This is a genomic window from Roseiflexus castenholzii DSM 13941 (assembly GCF_000017805.1).
GTDB classification, from domain to species: domain Bacteria; phylum Chloroflexota; class Chloroflexia; order Chloroflexales; family Roseiflexaceae; genus Roseiflexus; species Roseiflexus castenholzii.
In genome coordinates, this window is the sequence record NC_009767.1 from 638,964 (window position 1) to 659,091 (window position 20,128).

The 20,128-nt window shown below is 61.6% G+C and carries 12 protein-coding genes; 5 read left to right on the top strand and 7 right to left on the bottom strand.

Annotation, left to right across the window (positions count from 1 at the left end; translation table 11 throughout):
- Window positions 1–8 precede the first annotated feature (8 nt).
- From RCAS_RS02560 to RCAS_RS02580, 5 genes are all read right to left on the bottom strand, one after another.
- Window positions 9–1,526 (bottom strand): hypothetical protein, encoded by a 1,518-nt coding sequence (locus RCAS_RS02560; protein WP_011998030.1) that lies wholly within the window; start codon window positions 1,524–1,526, stop codon window positions 9–11.
- Entirely contained in the window at window positions 1,523–2,935 is a 1,413-nt protein-coding gene (locus tag RCAS_RS02565) for a lipopolysaccharide biosynthesis protein (RefSeq protein WP_232280137.1), read from the bottom strand. The genes RCAS_RS02560 and RCAS_RS02565 overlap by 4 nt, the downstream gene beginning before the upstream one ends.
- On the bottom strand, window positions 2,899–5,454 hold the full coding sequence (locus RCAS_RS02570; RefSeq protein WP_232280138.1) for a hypothetical protein: 2,556 nt from the start codon (window positions 5,452–5,454) through the stop codon (window positions 2,899–2,901). Before RCAS_RS02570 ends, RCAS_RS02565 begins: the two co-directional genes overlap by 37 nt.
- A 126-nt stretch (window positions 5,455–5,580) precedes the next feature.
- A complete protein-coding gene (locus RCAS_RS02575; protein WP_011998033.1) occupies window positions 5,581–7,089 on the bottom strand; it encodes an HlyD family secretion protein in 1,509 nt (502 codons plus the stop codon).
- A gap of 76 nt (window positions 7,090–7,165) precedes the next feature.
- A complete protein-coding gene (locus tag RCAS_RS02580; RefSeq protein WP_011998034.1) occupies window positions 7,166–8,632 on the bottom strand; it encodes a Wzz/FepE/Etk N-terminal domain-containing protein in 1,467 nt (488 codons plus the stop codon).
- Window positions 8,633–9,461: 829 nt separating this feature from the next.
- On the opposite strand from RCAS_RS02580, the gene RCAS_RS02585 reads away from it, so the two are divergent.
- On the top strand, window positions 9,462–11,240 hold the full coding sequence (locus RCAS_RS02585; RefSeq protein WP_232280139.1) for a hypothetical protein: 1,779 nt from the start codon (window positions 9,462–9,464) through the stop codon (window positions 11,238–11,240).
- The gene (locus RCAS_RS02590; RefSeq protein WP_011998036.1) at window positions 11,237–12,307 is read left to right on the top strand and encodes a hypothetical protein; all 1,071 of its coding nucleotides are present in this window, start codon (window positions 11,237–11,239) and stop codon (window positions 12,305–12,307) included. Before RCAS_RS02585 ends, RCAS_RS02590 begins: the two co-directional genes overlap by 4 nt.
- On the opposite strand, the gene RCAS_RS24765 is transcribed toward RCAS_RS02590, so the two are convergent.
- Both RCAS_RS24765 and RCAS_RS02605 read right to left on the bottom strand, forming a co-directional pair.
- The gene (locus tag RCAS_RS24765) at window positions 12,213–12,569 is read right to left on the bottom strand and encodes a CBS domain-containing protein (RefSeq protein WP_157042516.1); all 357 of its coding nucleotides are present in this window, start codon (window positions 12,567–12,569) and stop codon (window positions 12,213–12,215) included. The two genes, RCAS_RS02590 and RCAS_RS24765, sit on opposite strands and share 95 nt — an antisense overlap.
- 1,353 nt (window positions 12,570–13,922) lie before the next feature.
- Window positions 13,923–14,321 (bottom strand): VOC family protein, encoded by a 399-nt coding sequence (locus tag RCAS_RS02605; protein ID WP_012119065.1) that lies wholly within the window; start codon window positions 14,319–14,321, stop codon window positions 13,923–13,925.
- A gap of 278 nt (window positions 14,322–14,599) precedes the next feature.
- On the opposite strand from RCAS_RS02605, the gene RCAS_RS02610 reads away from it, so the two are divergent.
- The 3 genes from RCAS_RS02610 (at window position 14,600) to RCAS_RS02620 (ending at window position 20,002) form a co-directional block, all read left to right on the top strand.
- Window positions 14,600–15,697, top strand: coding sequence for a cytochrome c peroxidase (locus RCAS_RS02610; protein WP_012119066.1), 1,098 nt, complete (start codon window positions 14,600–14,602; stop codon window positions 15,695–15,697).
- A gap of 19 nt (window positions 15,698–15,716) precedes the next feature.
- Entirely contained in the window at window positions 15,717–18,542 is a 2,826-nt protein-coding gene (locus RCAS_RS02615; RefSeq protein ID WP_012119067.1) for an SdrD B-like domain-containing protein, read from the top strand.
- A gap of 842 nt (window positions 18,543–19,384) precedes the next feature.
- A complete protein-coding gene (locus RCAS_RS02620) occupies window positions 19,385–20,002 on the top strand; it encodes a glucosaminidase domain-containing protein (protein ID WP_012119068.1) in 618 nt (205 codons plus the stop codon).
- Window positions 20,003–20,128 lie beyond the last annotated feature (126 nt).

Here is a 20,128-nt window from a genome sequence, read left to right on the forward strand (position 1 = left end):
CTCTGGTTTCAGTATGACTGCCCGGACGCGGGCAGGCGTGCGACTGATGACAGCGAGAGTGCGATAACGCCAAGCGGCGCGGCGACATTCTTGATAATGTCGAACACGATGTTTTCCAGATCACAGGCAAGCATGTAGAAGCAGAAGAGCGACAGGAACGGATACAACAGCAGGCGCGCATCACCTGGCGTCAGACCGAAGAGCCAGCGTCGCACCGAACAATTCGCCAGACCAAAGATGATGAACGACACCGGCGCAGCAACGAAGCCGAAGTTGAGCATCGCTTCGCCCGCAAGCCCATAGAGTTGCGACGCCTCGAAATCGATGGGGATGTACGAACCTTTGCCATACAGCGCCTCAGTGCCTTCAAACGTCTTGCTTGGCATCCGTTCGATCAGCGAACGCGGGATCAGCACCGCAAACGCAGCAGCGTAGGTGCGACCAAAGGCATACTCGTAGTCGCTCTCCGGTCGCGCCAGTTGATAGAGCAGGAACGCCTGCACATCACTGCGTCCCAGATCGCCGAGCAGCAGCGTCGGGAGATCGCGGCGTGTTGCGCGTTCCAATTCCACGCGCGCAGTCGGGTCTTCAATCAAACGCAGCGCATCAAGACCGGCATTCTTGTAAAACCCATAGACGTACATAAACGCGATCAAAAAACTTAACCCAATCACCACAACCTTGCGCGTCACCGGACGAATCCAGAAATGGATCAATCCAACCGCCCAGAACAACCCCCAAATTGTGTTATTGCGGCTGCCCCGCAATCCGCCGAACATGATTTTCAACACAAAGTAGAGCAGCAACACAATTCCAAGAATCAGCCACGAACGGTAGAGTGTCGATTTCTGGTTGCGCGCATACACGATGAACATCATCAACGCAATGATGGGAAAACTCTCCGAAATCATGAAAATCTGCCCGAATCCCTGCAAATTCAACCGAAGAGCGCGCTGATCGGTGGCAGCCTCGATGAACCCCTGAATGCCTCCCAGACTGAGATAGACGTAGCTTTGAAGGAGCGCAGTCACAACGAGCGCAACGGCGCCCAGGAAATAAAATCGTTTGCGGTCGATATCCCAGAACGTCGTGATCGGACGTTCGCGCTGGAAGTACATAAGGCGCACGCCGCGGTAGACGATCAATCCCACGAGATTCAGGAGCGCCATCCATCCCAACCAATCCCGACGCTCTGCCGGCGGATCGACATAGATCAACCAGTAGCCGGTTGCGACAGTCAGCAACGGCGCAAAGAAGAAGAAAAACCAGCCAAATGCGCCGGACAGACCAATTGGATCAAAAAGATCAACCCTTCCCCGCACCCAATCCACAGCGTCGATGCCGATCAGAATGCCCGACATCACAACCGGGATGATGAACCAGTGCCAGCACTGATCCGACAGCGCCACAAAGACGGTCAGCGCCAGCGCACAGACATACGTGGCGATGACCAGGCTCTCAAGGGCGCGCCCCGACACTGTTCCCGCACTCCCGTGCGCCAATCGATCGCGTGATGTCACGGTCATCGTTTCACTCCTGGTCGTACTTGTGAGATGGAGCGCCGCCAGGAAGTTTGCTCACGATCATCTTCCTGGGCTGAGGGCAGCGCGTGCAGCGCATGCTCGACCATCAGCAACCCACCCACTGCATGGATCACGGATGTGACCATCGTCGCCAGCGCCGCGCCGGTCAGCCCGAATGACGGGATCAACCAGGCGCAGGCGCCGATGGTTGCGACCGTCATCGCCAGAAAGAGAAACGCCTGTGCGCGCAAGCGCCGCACCGCCGTCATCGCATCGCCGACGAACCAGCCAATGTAGCCAACGCTTGCGGCAATCATGACCAGAACGAAGATATGGTTGTAGGCGCCGTACTCCGGTCGATAGATCATCGTCAGAATCCAGCCGCCGATCAGCCACGCGATCAGCACACCGATGCCACCCAACGCCACGGCAATGGCGACGAGGTTGCGGAGCAGCGCGCGGAAGGCGCGCACATTCCCGTCGGCGTAGTGCTGTGCCAGACGTGGATTGGCAGCGGCAGCGAGCGCGCCGATCACGGTCGTGCCGGCAACCTGAATGGAGGCGATGGCAGCGAAAATACCCAGACTCTCCGCCCCCAGCATGCGCTCGACGAAATAGCGCGGGATCGCCGTGCTGAGAGAGACCAGCATAATCCCGACGCCGAGCGGCAGCGCCATCCATGCCAGGTTTCGTGCGACCGCCATGCGCTGCCGGGGCGCCGCCGATGGATGCACTATCGAAGCACCCCGCACCGCAGAGAGACCTTGAGGGATGTCGTACACTGCCAGCACTGTTGCCCACGCGCCCGCCATTCCGACTACGCCCCACAACACCGATCCACTGAGATAGACGCCGGTCGCCAGAGCGAATAGCGACATCGCGCCTTTCAGGATCATGCCCCAGGCGATCCGATCCATCCGTTCGAGGCGTTGGAGCAGACCATAGAAAATATCGCTGATCGATTCACACGCCTTTGCGCATCCGACTGCAAAAATGGTCAAACTCGTCTGCCACGGATACCCGATAGCCAGCACGATGCCGGCAATTGCCAGCAGTGCCAGCGTCGTTGTTGCCAGGCGCACGCCGAGATAATCACGAAACTGATACTGTTGTCGCGCATCTGTCGCCTGAATGGTGCGCAGGTGCAGGTTCGAGAGCATGAAGACCGGCGCAGTAATTGCCAGACCAAGCGCAAAAACGCCAACCATTTCGGGCGAACCGAGTTTTGCCAGCGCCATCAGCATGCCCCACTGACACGCGGCATACACCACATTCCCGACGAACGTCCAGGAAAAGTTGGCGCGTAGCGAGAGACGCGCGAATGGTTGATTGTCACTCTCTGCCGTCATGGATGCTTGTTCCGTCAACAATTCGCCTACAGCGCAATGACCATCGGCAACAGAACGGTCCATCGCGGCGGGTCAATCCTGAGAATACGCGCAGCAAGACCGCCGACCGACAGCGAATCAATCGTCAGATAATCGCCCGACACGTCGAAAGGCAGATCGGCGTCCGTCTCCGCATCCACGACACGGCGCGGCGCGGCATCGAACCCAATCGCGCGCCAATTGACGGTCACCACAGTGGTGGTTGTTGTTTCCGCCGGGTTGTACACCGTCACATAATCTCGACCGAATCGTTCAACCAGAACACCGCGGCTGGCAGTCGCATATGGAATCGGTTGCCAACCGGCGACATTCAAGGCGTGAACCATGTGCAGGTGGCGTTGATACGCCTGCACCACCGACCGGGCAGGAGGCTCGCTCCAGAAGTAACGTTCCGGGTTAGCGCCATAACGATCAATATTGATATAGACGCCTTTTGCCGTATAGAGCGGCAGATAGCGATTTATCTGGTCCAGAAAGGCGCGTTCGCCGGATGCGCGTTCAAAGCGCACGCTGAAGGTAATAGGACGCTGGTATGCTCCCATTCGAATCCGATTAATCAGGCGAATTTTGTTTTCCAATGTCTCATCGTACAACTCATCGATCAGCCGTCCATTACGTTCGATTTTGACAAATTCCTCAAGGACGTAATCTGCATCCTGATATAAAATCCCGCTGATTGGTGCGCCGCTCGTCGCAATCGGCGCATCAGCCGGCAGCGAGGCGCGCAGCGCCCGGAGAAACGCCAGTGTGGTCAGATGTTCAAGCGCCACAACACGTCCGGTTGCGCGGTCGTAACTGAGTGGCAGTGAAGCCGTGCGCAGCGCGCGCGGGTTGAAATCCGGGCGCAAATAGACCCCGACAGTATCGACGGCAACGCCGTGATAGAGGTTTATTCCTTCGTCGGGATGGGTATCGAGATATGCCGGACCGTAGAGTCCATTGGCGCGTTTGACGATTTCCAGGTTCAACTCCCCAAAATTGCGCACTATCGTGGGTGCGGGCGTGGTGCGCGGTTCGTTCGATAGCGCCACGTCAATGCCGGGATCGGGGTTGAGTCCATCGAAAATGCAGCGCCGAAATCCTGGTTCCCAGGGCACTTCGGTAATCAGCGACGCGAAACTGATCGAATTGAGCCAGCGACCATCGGCATCCTGCAACAGTGATGCCTCGAATGGCGCGGGCAGGCGAAATGTGCCGATCAGGAAGTTCGGACCATTGCTGACCGTCATCTGATACGCTTCGGCGCGCCGCCATCCGCTGCCTTGCTCGCGTTCGAGCACCGGTCCGTACATTTGCCCGTTGCTCCGTTGTCTGGTACAGGTCGCAAATGGATACGATCCGGTGCATGTTTCGGCGAATGGCTGTCGCCCTCGTTCAATGTCCTCGTACAGGGCGAAGCAGGCGGCGATGTCCGCTTCCCATGTCTGGACGCTCCCGGTGGACGATGGCGATACTCTCAGGCGCATCCCGCGATCATAGTAGCCGTGGGGCCAGATGTAGACCAGGTCATCAACGCCGAAACGCCGATTCTGCGCCTTGTACCGCCCCCAGATAGCGCCAATCCGATAGTCGCGCGGGTCGGGAAAGGCATCGTAGCGGTATTCCTCCAGCACAACCATGGTTGTTTTGCGCGGCAACCTGCCCGCATACGCCTGAGGGTAGATGGCAATGTATTTCGCATATGCCGAGCGCAATCCCCACGCCGGTTCATCCGGCACGAAGAGCGACAATGCAAACGAAACCGTGTTCTTGAAGCGTATGTGCTCGTTGTAGACGCCAAGATGGAAACATGCATCATATGAACGTCTCTGTGTGTCATAACGGACATAGTATGCTGCTGGGCGCTCAGGGTTGATCGAAAGCGCAAGACCGGATCGATCATCACTAATCAGGTTGAGACCATTCAGGTTAATGTCGATATCGGTTTTTAAGTGGAAACTACTGTCACCGAATGATCCAATATCGACAAGTTTCTGAAGGACCGTTTTATACGGCTCGTTGCGCCTGATGATGCGTTCTCGCTCGTCGAAATGGTGATACCAGTATCGTTCGGTCATGTCGATCGGAATTGAGAGACATGCCTCGATAGCACGGGATTGCAATTCGTAGTCGGTGTTGACAAGTGTTACTTCCAGATCGATGTGATTCGCATATTCGATCCATTTTTCGATTGCTTGAACCCCCATTGTCCGGTTCTCGCGGGTTATCATCAGGATGTTATCAATCTGTTCGACGCGCGAGGTTGTGGCGCTCTGCGGATTCAGGAGCGGATTGCCACGCGGATCGAAGAGATGGATCGCCAGATCATTGCCCGTTGGCAGCGAAAAGGTCTGTCCCTGCACGTCCATGCGCACAAATCTGCCGATCTGCCGGTCAAATACGAGGGTCAACCCATCGCGGGTTTGCAGCGTCACCTGCCCGGCGCTGTCTGTGGTCGGTGCGGCAGCTATTGGCGCCAATGCTGTGGGAACGGCGGTCGGATCGGCCGCTGTGTGTTCGATTGTCGCGGGAGGCGCGCTGCCGGGCGATGCTGTTGGCTCCAAAGGAAGAGGGCTGCCCGAACCGCAAAAGGAGAGCAGTGAGAGTGCCAGCGATAGTCCCAGTGCGCACCGCGCTCTTGTTTTCGGGAAAAGCATCCGCATAGGTTCCCTTTCAGGCGTTCGCAGCACTCAGCGATCAGGCGTAATCTGCACCTGCGCCGTCATATTCCAGCGCAAACGTGCATCGATGTGATCTGGCGTAATGATGACGGTGTACAGCGTTGCATCACCTTCCCGCCCGGTTCCCAGTGGTCTGATACCGGACACTTTGCCGGAAATTTCGAGGTCGGGCAATGAATTGAACCGGATGATCGCCGGTGCGCCCTCATGCAGGCGTGTCACGCTCAGTTCGCTCAGGTTGGTTGTTTCGATGCGCCAGCCGCGCACATCTGCCAGGCGCACGGCAACAATCTGCGGATCGGCAATCTCACCGGCTTTGACATTGAGCGCTGCGACAATTCCTGCAATTGGCGCGCGCAGGATGGCGCGTTCGAGTGCGCGTTCAGCCTGTTCGAGCGTCGCCTGCGCTTCCTCGACCCGCGCGCGCGCCATCGCCGCTTCAGCGGGCCGCGCCCCTGCCAGCAAGCGTTCCAGTTCGGCTTCGGCAATGGCGACGTCCGCCTGTGCTGCTTCGATTGCGGCGGCACGCTGCTCTCCCTGAAGGCGCGCCAGGTCCTCCTCCGCCTGCGCGACGGCGGCGCGCGCTGCGGCAAGTTGATCGGGAGCAGGACCTGCCAGCAGACGCTCAAGACGCGCTCTGATGGCATCGACCCGCGCTTCTGTGGCGGCAATGCCGGTGCGTTCCGCCTGCACCGCCGCGTCATACGCCACACGCGCCTGTTCGAGCGCCTTCTCGGCGTTGTCCATCGCCAGCCGCGCCGTGACCTCGCGGGTGCGCTGATCGGACGTCAGTGGTTCGGATCGCGCCTGATTTTCGTCGCGAATGCGAGCGTATTCGGTCTGCCGCTCGCGCAGCAGATTGGCCGCCTGTTCCATCTGGAGCCGCAGCGTCGTCTTTTCGAGCGACAGGCGATCACGGGTGGCCTGGAGATCGGCTTCCGCCTGGCGCAGCTCGGCGCGCAGCGCCCGTACATCCGCCGGATCTGGTCCGGCTTCCAGGCGCGCGAGTGCAGCGCGCGCGGCATCGAGCCGGGACTGTGCAGCGGCTCTGGTGTGGGAGGTAACGGCGTTACTCACCTCGCGCAATCGCGCCTGGGCGCGCGTCAGTTCTGCCTGCGCGCGCTGAATATCAACCGGTGTGGCAGCGCTCATCAGCAGTTCGTAGTGTGCCTGCGCCGCCGACAAATTGGCGCGCGCCTGCGCAATGCGTGTCTCCAGTTCATCCGTATCCAGGCGCGCTAACGGATCACCCGCGCGGACCATATCGCCTTCGCGCACCAACACCTCACGCACGGTTCCAGGCATAGCGAAACGCAGATCAACATGACTGACCGGCGCAACAATCCCATTCGCCACAATGGGTTGCACCACTGGCGCCAGGACCGGCGGCGGCGCGCTCTCCGCTGACGCTTCTGCGCTCAGCGACGGCGAGACCCGCTGTGATGCAATCAGAACGCCTCCCGCCAGAAAAAGGAGCGCCAGCGCTCCGACCACGAATCTGGACACAGGAAACGGCATGTTCCACCTCCATCTGATGTGTCTGGAACTGCTCTTCGACGTTAGCGTCGTGTCAGGCGGGTTGCACGGCAAACATTTACTGTTTCGGGGATTGGGACGAAGCAGTGGACGCTGACGACATTGATATGCTGCGAGATGATTTCTCCTCAGCAACAGCCAGCGACTCGATCAGGCGTTTCCCAAACATCGGGCGCGACATTACAGACACGAAAGCGCCGATGCGGGAAGCCGCGTCATGATCTGGAACACCGGTCAGCACGATACCCGGCAGCCGAATGCGCGCCTGATCCAGGAGCGCGCGCGCGGCTGCGGCAGCAGCGTGGGGCGTCGTTTCAGCGCGCAACACGAGCAGCGCGGCATCCGCCGCCTGTGCCAGCAGCAGCGACTCGGCGGCGCTGAGCAGCGCAGGAGCGGCAATGATGATGAAATCGGCATGCTGATACAACTCGCCGATCCGTTCGCGCAGGCGAGGCGAGTCGAACAGGATCAGGGGATTCGCAACCGGTTCGCCAGCCGGAAGCAGCATCAGATTGGCAACCGATGTCGGCTGCAAATACCGGTACACCGGCAGAGAGTGGGTGCATGCCAGCGCCGCGTGCAAACCGGTGTCACCCGACAGATTGAACCAGGAGTGGAGTGTCGGATGGCGCAGATCGGCATCGACCAGAATGACCCGCTGCCCAAGCCGGGCATAGATGGCAGCCAGATGTACCGCAACAGCGTAGGCGTCTGCCAGCGGCTCCGCACTCGTTGTCGTCAGCGAGCGCGCCGGGTTATCGGCAAGGGCGCTTCGCGTGCGCACCGCCAGCATCCAATAGTCTTCGGCAGACGTGTCATCGCCATCACCAATCGAGCGGCGGCGCACATCATTGTTGATCGACCGCGCGCTGACGGCAGCCAGAACAGGCGCGCCAACTGCGCAGACCGCTTCATCGCCGTTTTTGATCGTCTGATCGACATACTCACGTACCAGTGCAATGCCGGACATACCAAGCAACCCGAAGATCAGACCGAGCAGCGTATCGCGCAGTGTCTTTGGACTTGCCGGAACAGCATCAGCCCAGGCAGGCTCAACAACGCTCAGACCACGCGCACCGCTCCCATATGAGCCGGTGAGCAACTGCCGATCCTGCTCTTGCAGGAGGCGCACCAGTTCGTTCGCAATGTCGGCGGCGCGCTGCGGCGAACGATCGCGCGCAGTCACCACAATCAGTTGCGTATCGCGGATGGTGGAAACCCGCACTTGCTGCATCAGACGTTCAGGCGTCGTTTCCAGCCGCAAGTTGGCGATGACCATTTCATACAGGGGTCGTTTCTTCAAGAGTTCAGCGTAGGTGCGCGTCAACTGCTGACTCATCAGCACCGACTCATAGTCGGGCGCTGCCGTTCCTCGCCCCTGATTGACTAACACGGTGGTAGACGCCTGATAGATCGGCGATTGAAATACACTGACAAGGAGCGCCAATACACCGACGAAACCGCCGCCCACAATCACCAGACGCCACTGCCTGCGCACAAGTCGATGCACAAATTGTGTATCCACAGACCATACCTCCCCTGAACTCGTCACATCATCAGGCTTCAACGCGGTGATTGAATGACATCGTGAAATCAGCACGCTCCAGACATCCCCTCGTCCTGTGGAGCGACGAGGGCGGGGCGTTCTGCCGGATGGCGCCAGAACGCGCTCCGCACTGCTGCGCGATTATGTCGATCCGAATGCCTGGTCGTTTGCCCGGGGCGCGCTGTGTGACCGGAAGAGGGTGCGATGTGGTGCTTAATGTGGGAAAAGCGATGTTGTTGTCTGTGAGGCACTGTAGCAGGGGCAGGTAAATAATCGTTTGCCGCGTCACCGTCCAATCGTGACATTTTTGTCATCTCAGAGTCATTGATGGTTTAATGTCGGTGAAGAGTCGGACAAGTGAATGGATAAATATTGCACTTTTGTGCGAGTTTGTGGTCTTTTTGCTCTGAGTTGGATTGCCGGATCGTCGGATCATGATCGCGTTCCGATGGGAGAAAATGGAGTTATCGCTTGACATACTGTTCAATATGAAAAAAGAGTCATTTTAATGGTAGAGATGTGGTTATCATCAATATGAGACGGATGGGAGATAATCTCATCACTGCGACGATCTGCCGCTCCCCATCTCTTCACGGAGTCGCCGCGCAAGGTTGTGTGCCGAATGTCGTGTCGATTCGTTGCGCAAGACTTATCGTGCGCCACCGGTACACACAAAGCGAGACGCTGCCGCAGCGCGCGCCGTTCTCCCTGGCGGTGACGGTCCCCTCCGCCACGAGACGTGGTACTATGGAGGAGCCTGTCATCGTCGGATACGCGTGTTTGTCGTGATGGTGTGTTGATGAGACGTATGGTTTCAACCCTGGTGTTCCTGCTCCTCGTGGCGTGCAGCCAGCCTGCCGTGTCGCCTTCGCCGCCCCCTGCGCCTGCGCGCACGCCGGTCGTCCGTCCGATCACGCCGCCTGCCGATCCGGGACGTCTGGCGCTGCGCGCTACGCCGTCACCGGATGCAGCGCCGCTTCTGGCGGAGCGCCTGGCGCAGGTTGAACGGGCGCTGGTGCGCGCTGAGCCGCTCATGGCGCTTGAAGGTCTCGACACGGCGCAACAGACAGCGTGGCAACTCGCTATCGCCGACGAGCGGGTGCGCCAGGCGCTCGTCACCGCCGACGGACGTATGGTGCGATCCGAGGTGTTCGGCGTCTACCCGCTCGGTCCGGCGGACGATGCGCTGGCAGGCGCTGAGTGCCAGAATCGCGCATGCTATCGTGTCGAACTTTACGATTATGCGCGTAATCGCACGGTGATCGCCATTGTCGAGCCGCAGGCGCAGCGCGTCTATCGTGTGGCGGCGCTCGACGACACGCAGCCCACGGTCGTGCCGCGTCACCTGCTCGACCTTGCGGCGCAGATTGCGCTGGCATCCCCCGACGTGCGCAAAGAACTCGATCTGCCGCCGGATCAGAGCATGATCCAGCAGCCGCAGATGAAGGTGCAGTTTCAGGCGACTGCCTGCGAACGTTCGCGGCGCCTTTGCACCGCGCCGATCTTCGTTTGGGGCGATCGGGCGCTGTGGGTGATCGTCGATCTGGTCGATTACACGATCATTGGGCTGCGCTGGACCGACCTGGGCGCGTCGAGCCGGCGTCCTGTCACCGAGCAACGTTTGCAGGACGATGTGGTAACGGCGCGATTCTGTGATCAGAAGACCGACCTGCGCCGCAGTGGCTGGTCGTTGCGTTACCTGCTGACCAGCACCGATGGGCTGCGTATCGAAGATGTGCGGTTCAATGAAACACCGGTATTGCGCAGCGCCAAACTAGTCGATGTGCACATCAGTTATTCGCAACAGGAAGGGTTCGGCTACAGCGATGCGCTGGGATGCCCGGCATTTTCGGCAGCGGCAGTCGTTGCGTGGGATGGTCCGCAGATCGAGGCGATTCGTTCTGCAAACGGGGTTGAGGGATTCGCGCTGGTGCAACGCTTTCGCAGTGAGTTCTGGCCCACGCCGTGCAACTATGCCTATCGCCAGCGCTACGAATTCTACCAGGACGGCAGTTTTCGCATTGTGTTCGTCAGCGAAGGGCGCGGCTGCGGCAACGATGGGATGTATCGTCCGGTTATGCGCATTGCCATGGCAGACGATCAGTATACCTTCTCTGAATGGGATGGCGCCGGCTGGCGCGACTGGACGACCGAGGGATGGCAGGTGCAGCGCGATACGACGCTGTACACGCCGGAGGGGTTTCAGTATCGAATCGTGAATGGCGCCCGCCGCGGATGGCATATTGCGCCGGGGCGGGGGCAGTTCGGCGATGGCGGGCGCGGCGACTATGCGTATCTCTACGCCGTGCGTGGCGACGCCGACCGCGACGAGGGCGAGAGCGACCTGCCGACGCTCGGCGACTGCTGCAATACCGATGAACGTCAGGGACCGGAGCGTTTCCTGACGCCGCCGGAGTCGCTGGAGCGCGCGCCGCTCGTCATCTGGTATGTGCCGCAACTCAAAAATTCGGATACGCCCGGCGCCGAGTACTGCTGGGCAGATTCAGTGCTGAACGATGGCGTCTTCGTGCCGCGCATCTGGCCCTGCGCCGCCGGTCCGCTCTTCGTGCCGGTTGGAGGTGAATGATGGGGAAACGACGACGCGCCATCAAACCGGGGACACGCCGCGCTGCCGCCCAGGCGCCATCCGTCAGGCGCGGGGTGCTGCTCCTGGTTGCAGGGATGATGACGTTGCTGGCAGTGGCCGGCGCCGGGTGGTGGATGATGCGCAGCGCGGAGAATGCTCTTCCTGCAGCGCCTACCCGCCCGGCAGCCGTCATCGGCGGCGTTACCGGGTGTCGGGGTATCCCGCGCTTCGTCGCGCGTCTGGGGTATGCCGACCGGCTTGGCATCAGCACCAGCGAGCGCACGCACAAAGGGCTGGTCATCTTCGATGGGCGTGTGCCGGTCTCTGCCGATCCGGCGCAGCGTGATATTCATCAGGAACCGTCGTGGGACGATGCCGGTACGCTGGGACCATTCGTGATCGACCGCGATGGACACATCTACACCGCCGCCGTGCCGCGAACCGCCGTCAGCGACAATCCGCCCGGCAGCCTGAATGTGGTCTATCGGATCGATAGCGAGACAGCGGAGTTGCAACCATTTGTCACCCTGCCGGGAGCGGTTGGGTCGAGCGAGAATCCATTCGGCATTCTAGGCATGGCATACGACTGCGACACCCACGCGCTGTATGTCAGCACGGTCGCCGGTTCGACCCGACAGGCAGAACAGGGGCGGATCGTGCGGATTGATCTGGCGAGCAGGGAGATCAGCGATGAAGTGATTGGCGTCGATGCTATCGGGCTGGCAGTGTTTCAAGGACGAGTCGGGAAGCGCCTCTACATTGGGCTGGCGCGCAGCGCCGACGTCGGCTCAGTGGCGCTGGACGCCGCCGGTCACGCTACCGGCGAGTTTCGGGTCGACCTGGCGCTCGACGAGCGTCTGGCGCAGTTCGCCGAACCTCGGGTACGGCGGATCAGTTTCGATCAGACGAATATGACCCTCTTTGTCGTGCCGTTTGCCTTCAACCTGCGCGCCGTTTCCGAGCAGCAACAGGTCACGCTGCGCTACGGCTACGATGCCGAACGCGACTCCTGGGTTCCTTTTCCGGCAAGCATCCCTGCATCCGGTAGAGTAAATCTGCGTGGGTAATGATCCCCAGCGGTGCAGCATCAAGCGAACCTTCCGGCGTGACCAGACACGTGATCACTCCGCCGCACGTCCACGCTTCCACTACCTCCTTGCGCGGCATATCGGGCGCAATGCACACGATGTGATTCAGTGCGTCCGGCGAGAGCGCATCGGCAACCGTCAGTTCGTCAAAGCGCCGATATACCCGTTCCAAGCGCCTGCGCGCCGCCACGAGGTCGCGTTCTGTCAGCAAGCCAACAATCCGGCGATGATCGTGCAGCACCGGTAATACTAATTACGATTGAAAATGCTGCATTCTTGTCATTCCGAGCGCCGCGCGGAATCTGAGCGGGTCGTGCAAGACCTCTCGCGCGGCTCGGGGTGACCATGCCGGATGGTCACCGGTCATTGGTATGAGAGGGGCGAGGGGCGCGAGGCGAGGGGCGCAAGGGACGAGGCGAGGGGTGCGAGGGGCGAGGCGCGAGGCGAGGGGTGCGAGGGACGAGGCGAGGGGTGCGAGGGGCGAGGCGCGAGGGGCGCGGGGGGTGAGGCGCGAGGGACGAGGCGAGGGGTGCGAGGGGCGAGGCGCGAGGGACGAGGCGAGGGGCGCGGGGGGCGAGGCGAGGGGCGAGGCGCGAGGGACGAGGCGAGGGGTGCGAGGGGCGAGGCGTGAGGGACGAGGCGAGGGGCGCGGGGGGCGAGGCGAGGGGCGCGGGGGGTGAGGCGCGAGGGACGAGGCGAGGGGTGCGAGGGGCGAGGCGCGAGGGACGAGGCGAGGGGTGCGAGGGGCGAGGCGCGAGGCGAGGGGTGCGAGGGACGAGGCGAGGGGTGCGAGGGGCGAGGCGCGAGGGGCGCGGGGGGTGAGGCGCGAGGGACGAGGCGAGGGGCGCGGGGGGTGAGGCGCGAGGGACGAGGCGCGAGGGGCGAGGCGCGAGGGGCGAGGGGCGCGAGGGGCGAGGCGCGAGGGACGAGGCGAGGGGTGCGAGGGACGAGGCGAGGGGCGAGGCGCGAGGGACGAGGCGAGGGGTGCGAGGGGCGAGGCGCGAGGGACGAGGCGAGGGGCGCGGGGGGCGAGGCGAGGGGCGCGGGGGGTGAGGCGCGAGGGACGAGGCGAGGGGTGCGAGGGGCGAGGCGCGAGGGACGAGGCGAGGGGCGCGGGGGGTGAGGCGCGAGGGACGAGGCGAGGGGTGCGAGGGGCGAGGCGCGAGGGACGAGGCGAGGGGCGCGAGGGGCGAGGCGCGAGGGGTGATACCAATGACGCTTGAAGATGCCGCATGCGTGTCATGCCGCGCGCAGCGACTGGTCATTCCGCGCGCAGCGATGGTCATGCCGCGCGCAGCGACTGGTCATTCCGAGCGCAGCGAGGAATCGGCGCGGGTCGCGCACGACCCCTCGCGCGGCTCGGGGTGACCATGCCGGATGGTCACAGGTATTGGTATAACCGCCCATAGTCGCCGCAGATCATCAGGTCGCGCACGCGCGCTGGCGAATCTCCCAGATCGGCAGTGCGAACGGCGCGAGTCATTACTTCGAGCGAGCAGCGCCGGCACCCGGCGTGCAAAAGTCTTCGACCGGCGGTAGGCGTTGCCGTTTGTGCGCTTGTCGTCGTGGCATGAGACCATCGTTGGAGCGACCGTCAAGGCGTCGGTTCCAGGAGCGGCGTACTCCGCTGCGCCAGTTGAAGTGCAACCTGCCACGGATCGCGCAGGAACGTCAGGCGGTCGCCGGACGGCGTTGTGTCGATGGGTGAGACATGCGTTGCGCCAGCAGCGACCAATCGCGCAATATCGCCCTCCATGTCGCTTGTGCTGAATGCCAGGTGCAGCGCCAGCGGCGACAGCGAGGCATAATCAGGTACAGGCGCAGCGGGATTGCGATAGATTTCGATCACGCTGCGACGCACCGAGTCGGACAGGAAATAGGTGGCGTTGGGCGTCGGAATGTGACGCACAATCTGCATCCCCAGATGCGTGACATACCACTGCGCCATGGCATCGGGATCGGCAACGTTCAGGGCAACATGTTCGAGTTGCATAAGCAGTCCTTTCGTGCTGAAACCGTTGTGTGGGAAGTATACCTCATGCGGCTTGGGAGAGTGAACAACACGGTCAGATATCCAGCGCGTTTCTGACAAATTTGACCATTGATCCGCGTTCTCTCACGTGTTAGTATAGTACGACCAGCAATACATCCGTTCAATTGAATCTTTGATCTGCTGGAGCCGCCGAGAGCGCGCTTGGGGGCTTACTGTACTCCGAGATGATTTTAGTTAATTTTTTACTTCCTTAACGACGGGACGCCTTCAAATATCGCATGCAGCGCTTCGTCCATTTTTTTAGCCTGGCGCTATTGATTGCTGTGTTCATCACAGTGATACGCGGAGATTCGCCTATTGCCAGAACGCCAGCCCCCGGCGAGTCGCCGCAGGCGATGATTGCATTGGGACGCCGGCTCTTTTACGACCGACGCCTGTCGGCAAACGAACAGATCGCGTGCGCTGCCTGTCACCGCCAGGAATTGGGGTTCAGCGATGGACGGGTTGTTTCGAACGGCGCCACAGGCGCACTGCTGCGGCGGAATACGCCAGGGTTGTTCAATAGCGGCGAACTCCTGGCGTTTACCTGGGCGAATGTTGAGGTGCGAACGCTGGAACAGCAGGTGGAGCGCGCGCTTTTTACCGTTGACCCGCCTGAGATGTGGGTGAGAGGGTATGAGACCACGGTGATCGACCGCCTGCGCGCCGATCCAGAATATCTGCGTCAATTCACTGCTGCGTTTCCCGCAGATGACGACCCGTTCACCTGGCGACGCATCACCGGGGCGCTGGCAGCCTTTGTTCGCTCGCTGGCTGCGCGCAACACGCCATACGACCGATACGTCTATGCTGGCGACCGTGCGGCATTGAGCGACAGTGCGCAACGAGGCATGGCGCTCTTCTTTTCGCCAGGGCTGGCGTGCGGTCATTGTCATGTTGATGTTCCGTCGCCGGAGCGCGCCACGCCGCCACGCTGGTCCGATCTGGCATATGTGGCGACGGGCGCCGGGTACAGCGCAGATCGCGGTCTAGCGGAGCAGACCGGCAATCCGGCGGATGCCTACCGATTTCGCGTGCCGCCGTTGCGGAATGTGGCGGTGACTGCACCCTATATGCACGACGGAAGCCTGCCTACCCTCGAGGCGGTCATCCGATTTTATGAGTCCGGCGGGCGATGGGGCGCCGGCGTGGAACCGGAACGCGTCGCCGCCCGTCACCCGCTGATCGCCGGTTTTGCGCTGAGCGACGAGGAGCGTCGCGATCTGATAGCCTTTCTCGAAGCGCTGACCGACGATGAAGCGTTGCGGAACCCGGCATTTGCCGACCCGTTCTTATCCGATGCGCGAACCCCGTCTGTTCGCTCGCTCTCCCGGTAACTGCACAGGAGGACAAACCATGAAACGTTTCTTGCTCCCCGGCCACCGCACTCTGGCAATGATCGTCAGCACAATGATGATCATGGCGCTCGTCGCAATATCCCTCCCGATGGCAGCCAGCGTGCAGGCGGCTGGCGTTATCAGCGGCAACGTGTTCCGCGACTTCGACGGCGATGGCGCGCGCGATGAGAACGAGCCGGGCGTTGGCGGCATTACAGTGACCGCCTATGATCCATCGGGCGTCGTGGCGGGAATCGCGGTCAGTTTCGCTACCCTGTGCCTTGGTCCTGGAAATCCAATAGCCGAGTGTACGGCGCTGAACACGCCTGCGATTGGAAGTTACACCCTCAATGCTGGCGGTGCGGGACCATACCGCATCGAGTTCAGCGGTTGGCCTGCGTATATGCGCCCGGCGGTGCAGGGCGCAGGCAACAACACCAGTATTCAGTTTGTGCCGGACGGCAACTCGTCGAATGTCAATTTCGCGCTGCACAATCCGGCAGAATATTGCCAGCAGGGACCTGACATCGTCACCAGTTGCTACACGAACGGCGATCCGCAAGGTGGCGGCACAACGGCGGGCCGGTTTGCAATCGTGCAGGTTCCATTCGAGCCGCCCACCACGGGTCCTGGCGATAATGTGTATCTGGCGATCGGTCAGCAAGTTGGCGCGACATGGGGGCTTGCCTATCAACGTTCCAGTCGGACGCTGATGGCTGCGGCAGTCGTGAAACGGCACGTCGGTTTTGGAACAGGCGGTATTGGCGCCATCTATCGCATTGATCGCGATCGGGTCGCTGCTCCCGCTGTGTTGATCGACTTAAATGCGTCGGGATATCCATCCGGCGTCGCCGTTGGTCCCGATCCGCGCAGTCCTGGCGACCTGGCCATCAACGAAGCCGATCCCAGTCGCGATCCCGCAGCGTTCGATGCGGTTGGAAAGATTGGTATCGGCGGCATTGCGCTCTCGGAAGACGAAGAGACGCTCTGGGTCGTCAATCTGACATCCCGCGCGCTGCTCGAAATTCGGATTGGCGTCCCGCCGGTCACGCCAACCGCTGCGGACATTACCGTGCATCCGCTGCCCACCCCCGCCTGTAGCGATGGCGTGTTTCGTCCGTGGGCAGTAAAGATGTATGCCGGTCAGGTGTATGTCGGCGGCGTTTGCTCAGGAGAGCTTCCCTATGCCGGGAAGAATATCGACACAACCGATCTGACAGCGTCTATCTATCGCCATGATCCCGATGGACCGACAGGGAATTTCACGGAGGTCTTTTCGTTTCCGCTCGACTATCCGCGCGGACGCGCCTCGAACGCGGGTGGTGGCAATCGGGCGTCTGCCGCCTGGCTGCCCTGGATCAATGCGTGGAGCGATATCGGGCCCCCTATGGTGTTGCCCGGTCAAGGACCTTACGGGCAGACAATTTATCCGCAACCGATGCTGACCTCGATCGATTTCGATGTTGATGGCGCCATGCTGCTTGCGTTCAACGACCGCGCAGGCATGCAACTGGGCAACCGCAATTACAGCACAATCGCTGCTGATACCGGCGAGTACGAAGGCGTCGCTGCTGGCGATCTGCTGCGCATATGCGTTAATCCCGCCGCTCCTTCCGGTTACAGTCTGGAAAACGCGGGCGCGTGCCCTGGCGGTCTCGTCGGCGGCTCGACGACCAACCAGCAGGGACCGGGCAATGGCGAGTTCTTCAACCGCGATGAATATGGCACTGCCCACGACGAAGTGACCATCGGCGGCATGGCAATGCACTATGGCTTGCGCCGGGTTATCGTTACGTCCTATGATGCGTTGCCGGCAGATCAAAATGGTCCGGTGCGCTCTGGCGGTTTGCGCTGGTTCAATGCTGCCAATGGCGCTCTTACGAACGCTTACGTCATTTTCGGACGGGACCAGCCGATCGGTTCGCCGCCGGGGACGCGGGTGCGACGGGCGACATTCGGCAAATCGGCGGGGCTTGGTGATCTCGAGACGTTCTGTGATCAGGCGCCGATCGAGATCGGCAACCGCGTCTGGCTCGATGCCAATCGGAATGGTGTGCAGGACCCGGATGAACCGCCCATCCCCGGCGTGACGGTCGAGCTCTGGCGCAACGGTGTGCGTATTGGCGTTGCGGTGACCGACGCCGAAGGGACGTACTACTTCCGCAGCGGCAGAGACCCGGTCGATGCCGATCGGGAAGACAACATCATTCACGATGGCGGGATCGGTATTCGCACCCGCACCGGTACGCCGGGAGGCGCGTCGGAGTACGAGATCCGCATCCCGAATATCACCGGTCCGAATCGACAGACGGCGTTGACCAACCTGACGCTGACGACTGCAAACGCCGATGACACTCCGAACGGCGACAGCCGCGACTCAGACGGTGTGGCGATTGGGAACAATGCGGTGTTCGTTATCCCATATGAGAATCACGCGGCTGCCGGAACGAACAATCACACCTACGACTTCGGCTTCTTCGAGGGTGTGCCCACTGCGATTGTACTCGAATACTTCACCGCCATCCAGGAAGGTGGAACCGTGACCGTTCGCTGGGCGACCCTTATGGAACTCGATGCTGCCGGTTTCCGACTGTTGCGCAGCGCCACCGGGCGGATCGACGATGCGGTGATAGTGACGCCAACCCTCATCCGCGCACGCGGCGGACCCGCTGGCGGCGCGATGTATGAATGGCGCGATCCGACGGGGCAGCCAGACATTGCGTATGCCTATTGGCTCGAGGAGATCGAGACGACCGGACGGGTAAACCGGTATGGTCCGGCGATGGCGCGGGCGCCGTCGGCATCGCCGCCTTATCGGGTGATGATACCGGTAATCATCCGGTAAGCGGCTGGTGGAGCAATAGAGAGGTTCAGGACATCAGGGCAGGTCTCAGACCCGCCCTGCGTTGCCTGAGTCGGGGATGAGAGAAGAGTCGGCAGGAACGTGGCGCCCGCCATTATACCAATGACCTGTGACCATCCGGCATGGTCACCCCGAGCAGCGCGAGGGGTCGTGCGCGACCCGCTGAGATTCCTCGCTGCGCTCGGAATGACCCGTCGCTGCGCTCGGAATGACACGTCGCTACGCTCGGAATGACCAGCATGCGGCATCGTCAATTGTCATGGGTATCACTCCTCGCCTCGCCCCTCGCGCCTCGCCCCTCGCGCCTCGCCCCTCGCGCCCCTCGCCTCGTCCCTCGCGCCCCGCGCCTCGCGCCTCACCCCCCGCGCCCCTCGCCCCGCGCCTCGCGCCTCACCCCCCGCGCCCCTCGCCTCGTCCCTCGCGCCTCGCCCCTCTCATACCAATTCCCGGTGACCATCCGGCATGGTCACCCCGAGCCGCGCGAGAGGTCGTGCGCGACCCGCTGAGATTCCTCGCTGCGCTCGGCATGACCCGTCGCTGCGCTCGGCATGACCCGTCGCTGCGCTCGGCATGACCCGTCGCTGCGCTCGGCATGACCAGTCGCTGTGCTCGGCATGACCCGTCGCTGCGCTCGGCATGACCCGTCGCTGCGCTCGGAATGACCCGTATGCGGCATCGTCAATCGTCATTGGTATTACATGACCGCACCCGGAGATGTCCAATGCCTTGCTTCTGCATGTCATCCGGTATAGAATAACCAGACCGGCGCACGACGAGCGCGCCGGTCCGCTCATCGTGGGCGCGGTGTATCGAAGGACATGCCCATGTTCACCGAACAGACGCCAATTCTGGGAAGACCAACCGCCAGCGTTGCGCAACTGGCAGCCTTCATACTGGCGCGTCCGCACGGCGTGTACACCGCGCACGACATCGAGGCGGTCATTGTGCCGGTGTACTGGCAATTGTGCGCCGAGGTCGGCATCGACCCGACGCTGGCGGTGGCGCAGATGATCCACGAAACCGGCAACCTGACCAGTTTCTGGGCGGCGCGCCCGCAGCGCAACCCGGCAGGGATTGGCGTCACCGGTCAAAAACAGACGACTCCGCCGCCGAACAGAGAGGGGTGGGCATTCAACGGGCAAAGCCAGCAGTGGGAAGCGGGGGTTAGTTTCGCCACCTGGGAGCACGACGCAGTACCGGCGCATGTCGGGCGGTTGCTGGCGTATGCGCTTCCCATTGGCGCCGAGAATCCGGTGCAGCTCGCCGCCATCGAGCGCGCGCTGCGCTATCGGGCATTGCCAGCGCGCATACGTGGATCGGCGCCGATCCTCAAGCAACTTGGCAGGGCGCATAATCCGACAGGACAGGGGTGGGCCAGCCCTGGCGTCGATTATGGGGCGAAGATTGCGGCGATTGCCGTGCGCATTGTCATGGGCAAGTAGCATGCCTCTAGTGCGTGGAGGTGCGCCCGTCTCATGTTATTGCGGGCGCCGGTCACTCGGAGCGAAGCACACGGTCTTGCGGCGGGCAGACGATATGCCTTCCCCTGCGCTTCGCTCAGGGCTTCG

Excerpts from the sequence above, each read along its gene's own strand:
- RCAS_RS02560 (WP_011998030.1), bottom strand. The coding sequence starts at position 1,526 with ATGACCGTGACATCACGCGATCGATTGGCGCACGGGAGTGCGGGAACA.
- RCAS_RS02565 (WP_232280137.1), bottom strand. The coding sequence starts at position 2,935 with ATGGACCGTTCTGTTGCCGATGGTCATTGCGCTGTAGGCGAATTGTTG.
- RCAS_RS02575 (WP_011998033.1), bottom strand. The coding sequence starts at position 7,089 with ATGCCGTTTCCTGTGTCCAGATTCGTGGTCGGAGCGCTGGCGCTCCTT.
- RCAS_RS02585 (WP_232280139.1), top strand. The coding sequence starts at position 9,462 with ATGGTTTCAACCCTGGTGTTCCTGCTCCTCGTGGCGTGCAGCCAGCCT.
- RCAS_RS02590 (WP_011998036.1), top strand. The coding sequence starts at position 11,237 with ATGATGGGGAAACGACGACGCGCCATCAAACCGGGGACACGCCGCGCT.
- RCAS_RS02605 (WP_012119065.1), bottom strand. The coding sequence starts at position 14,321 with ATGCAACTCGAACATGTTGCCCTGAACGTTGCCGATCCCGATGCCATG.
- RCAS_RS02610 (WP_012119066.1), top strand. The coding sequence starts at position 14,600 with ATGCAGCGCTTCGTCCATTTTTTTAGCCTGGCGCTATTGATTGCTGTG.
- RCAS_RS02615 (WP_012119067.1), top strand. The coding sequence starts at position 15,717 with ATGAAACGTTTCTTGCTCCCCGGCCACCGCACTCTGGCAATGATCGTC.
- RCAS_RS02620 (WP_012119068.1), top strand. The coding sequence starts at position 19,385 with ATGTTCACCGAACAGACGCCAATTCTGGGAAGACCAACCGCCAGCGTT.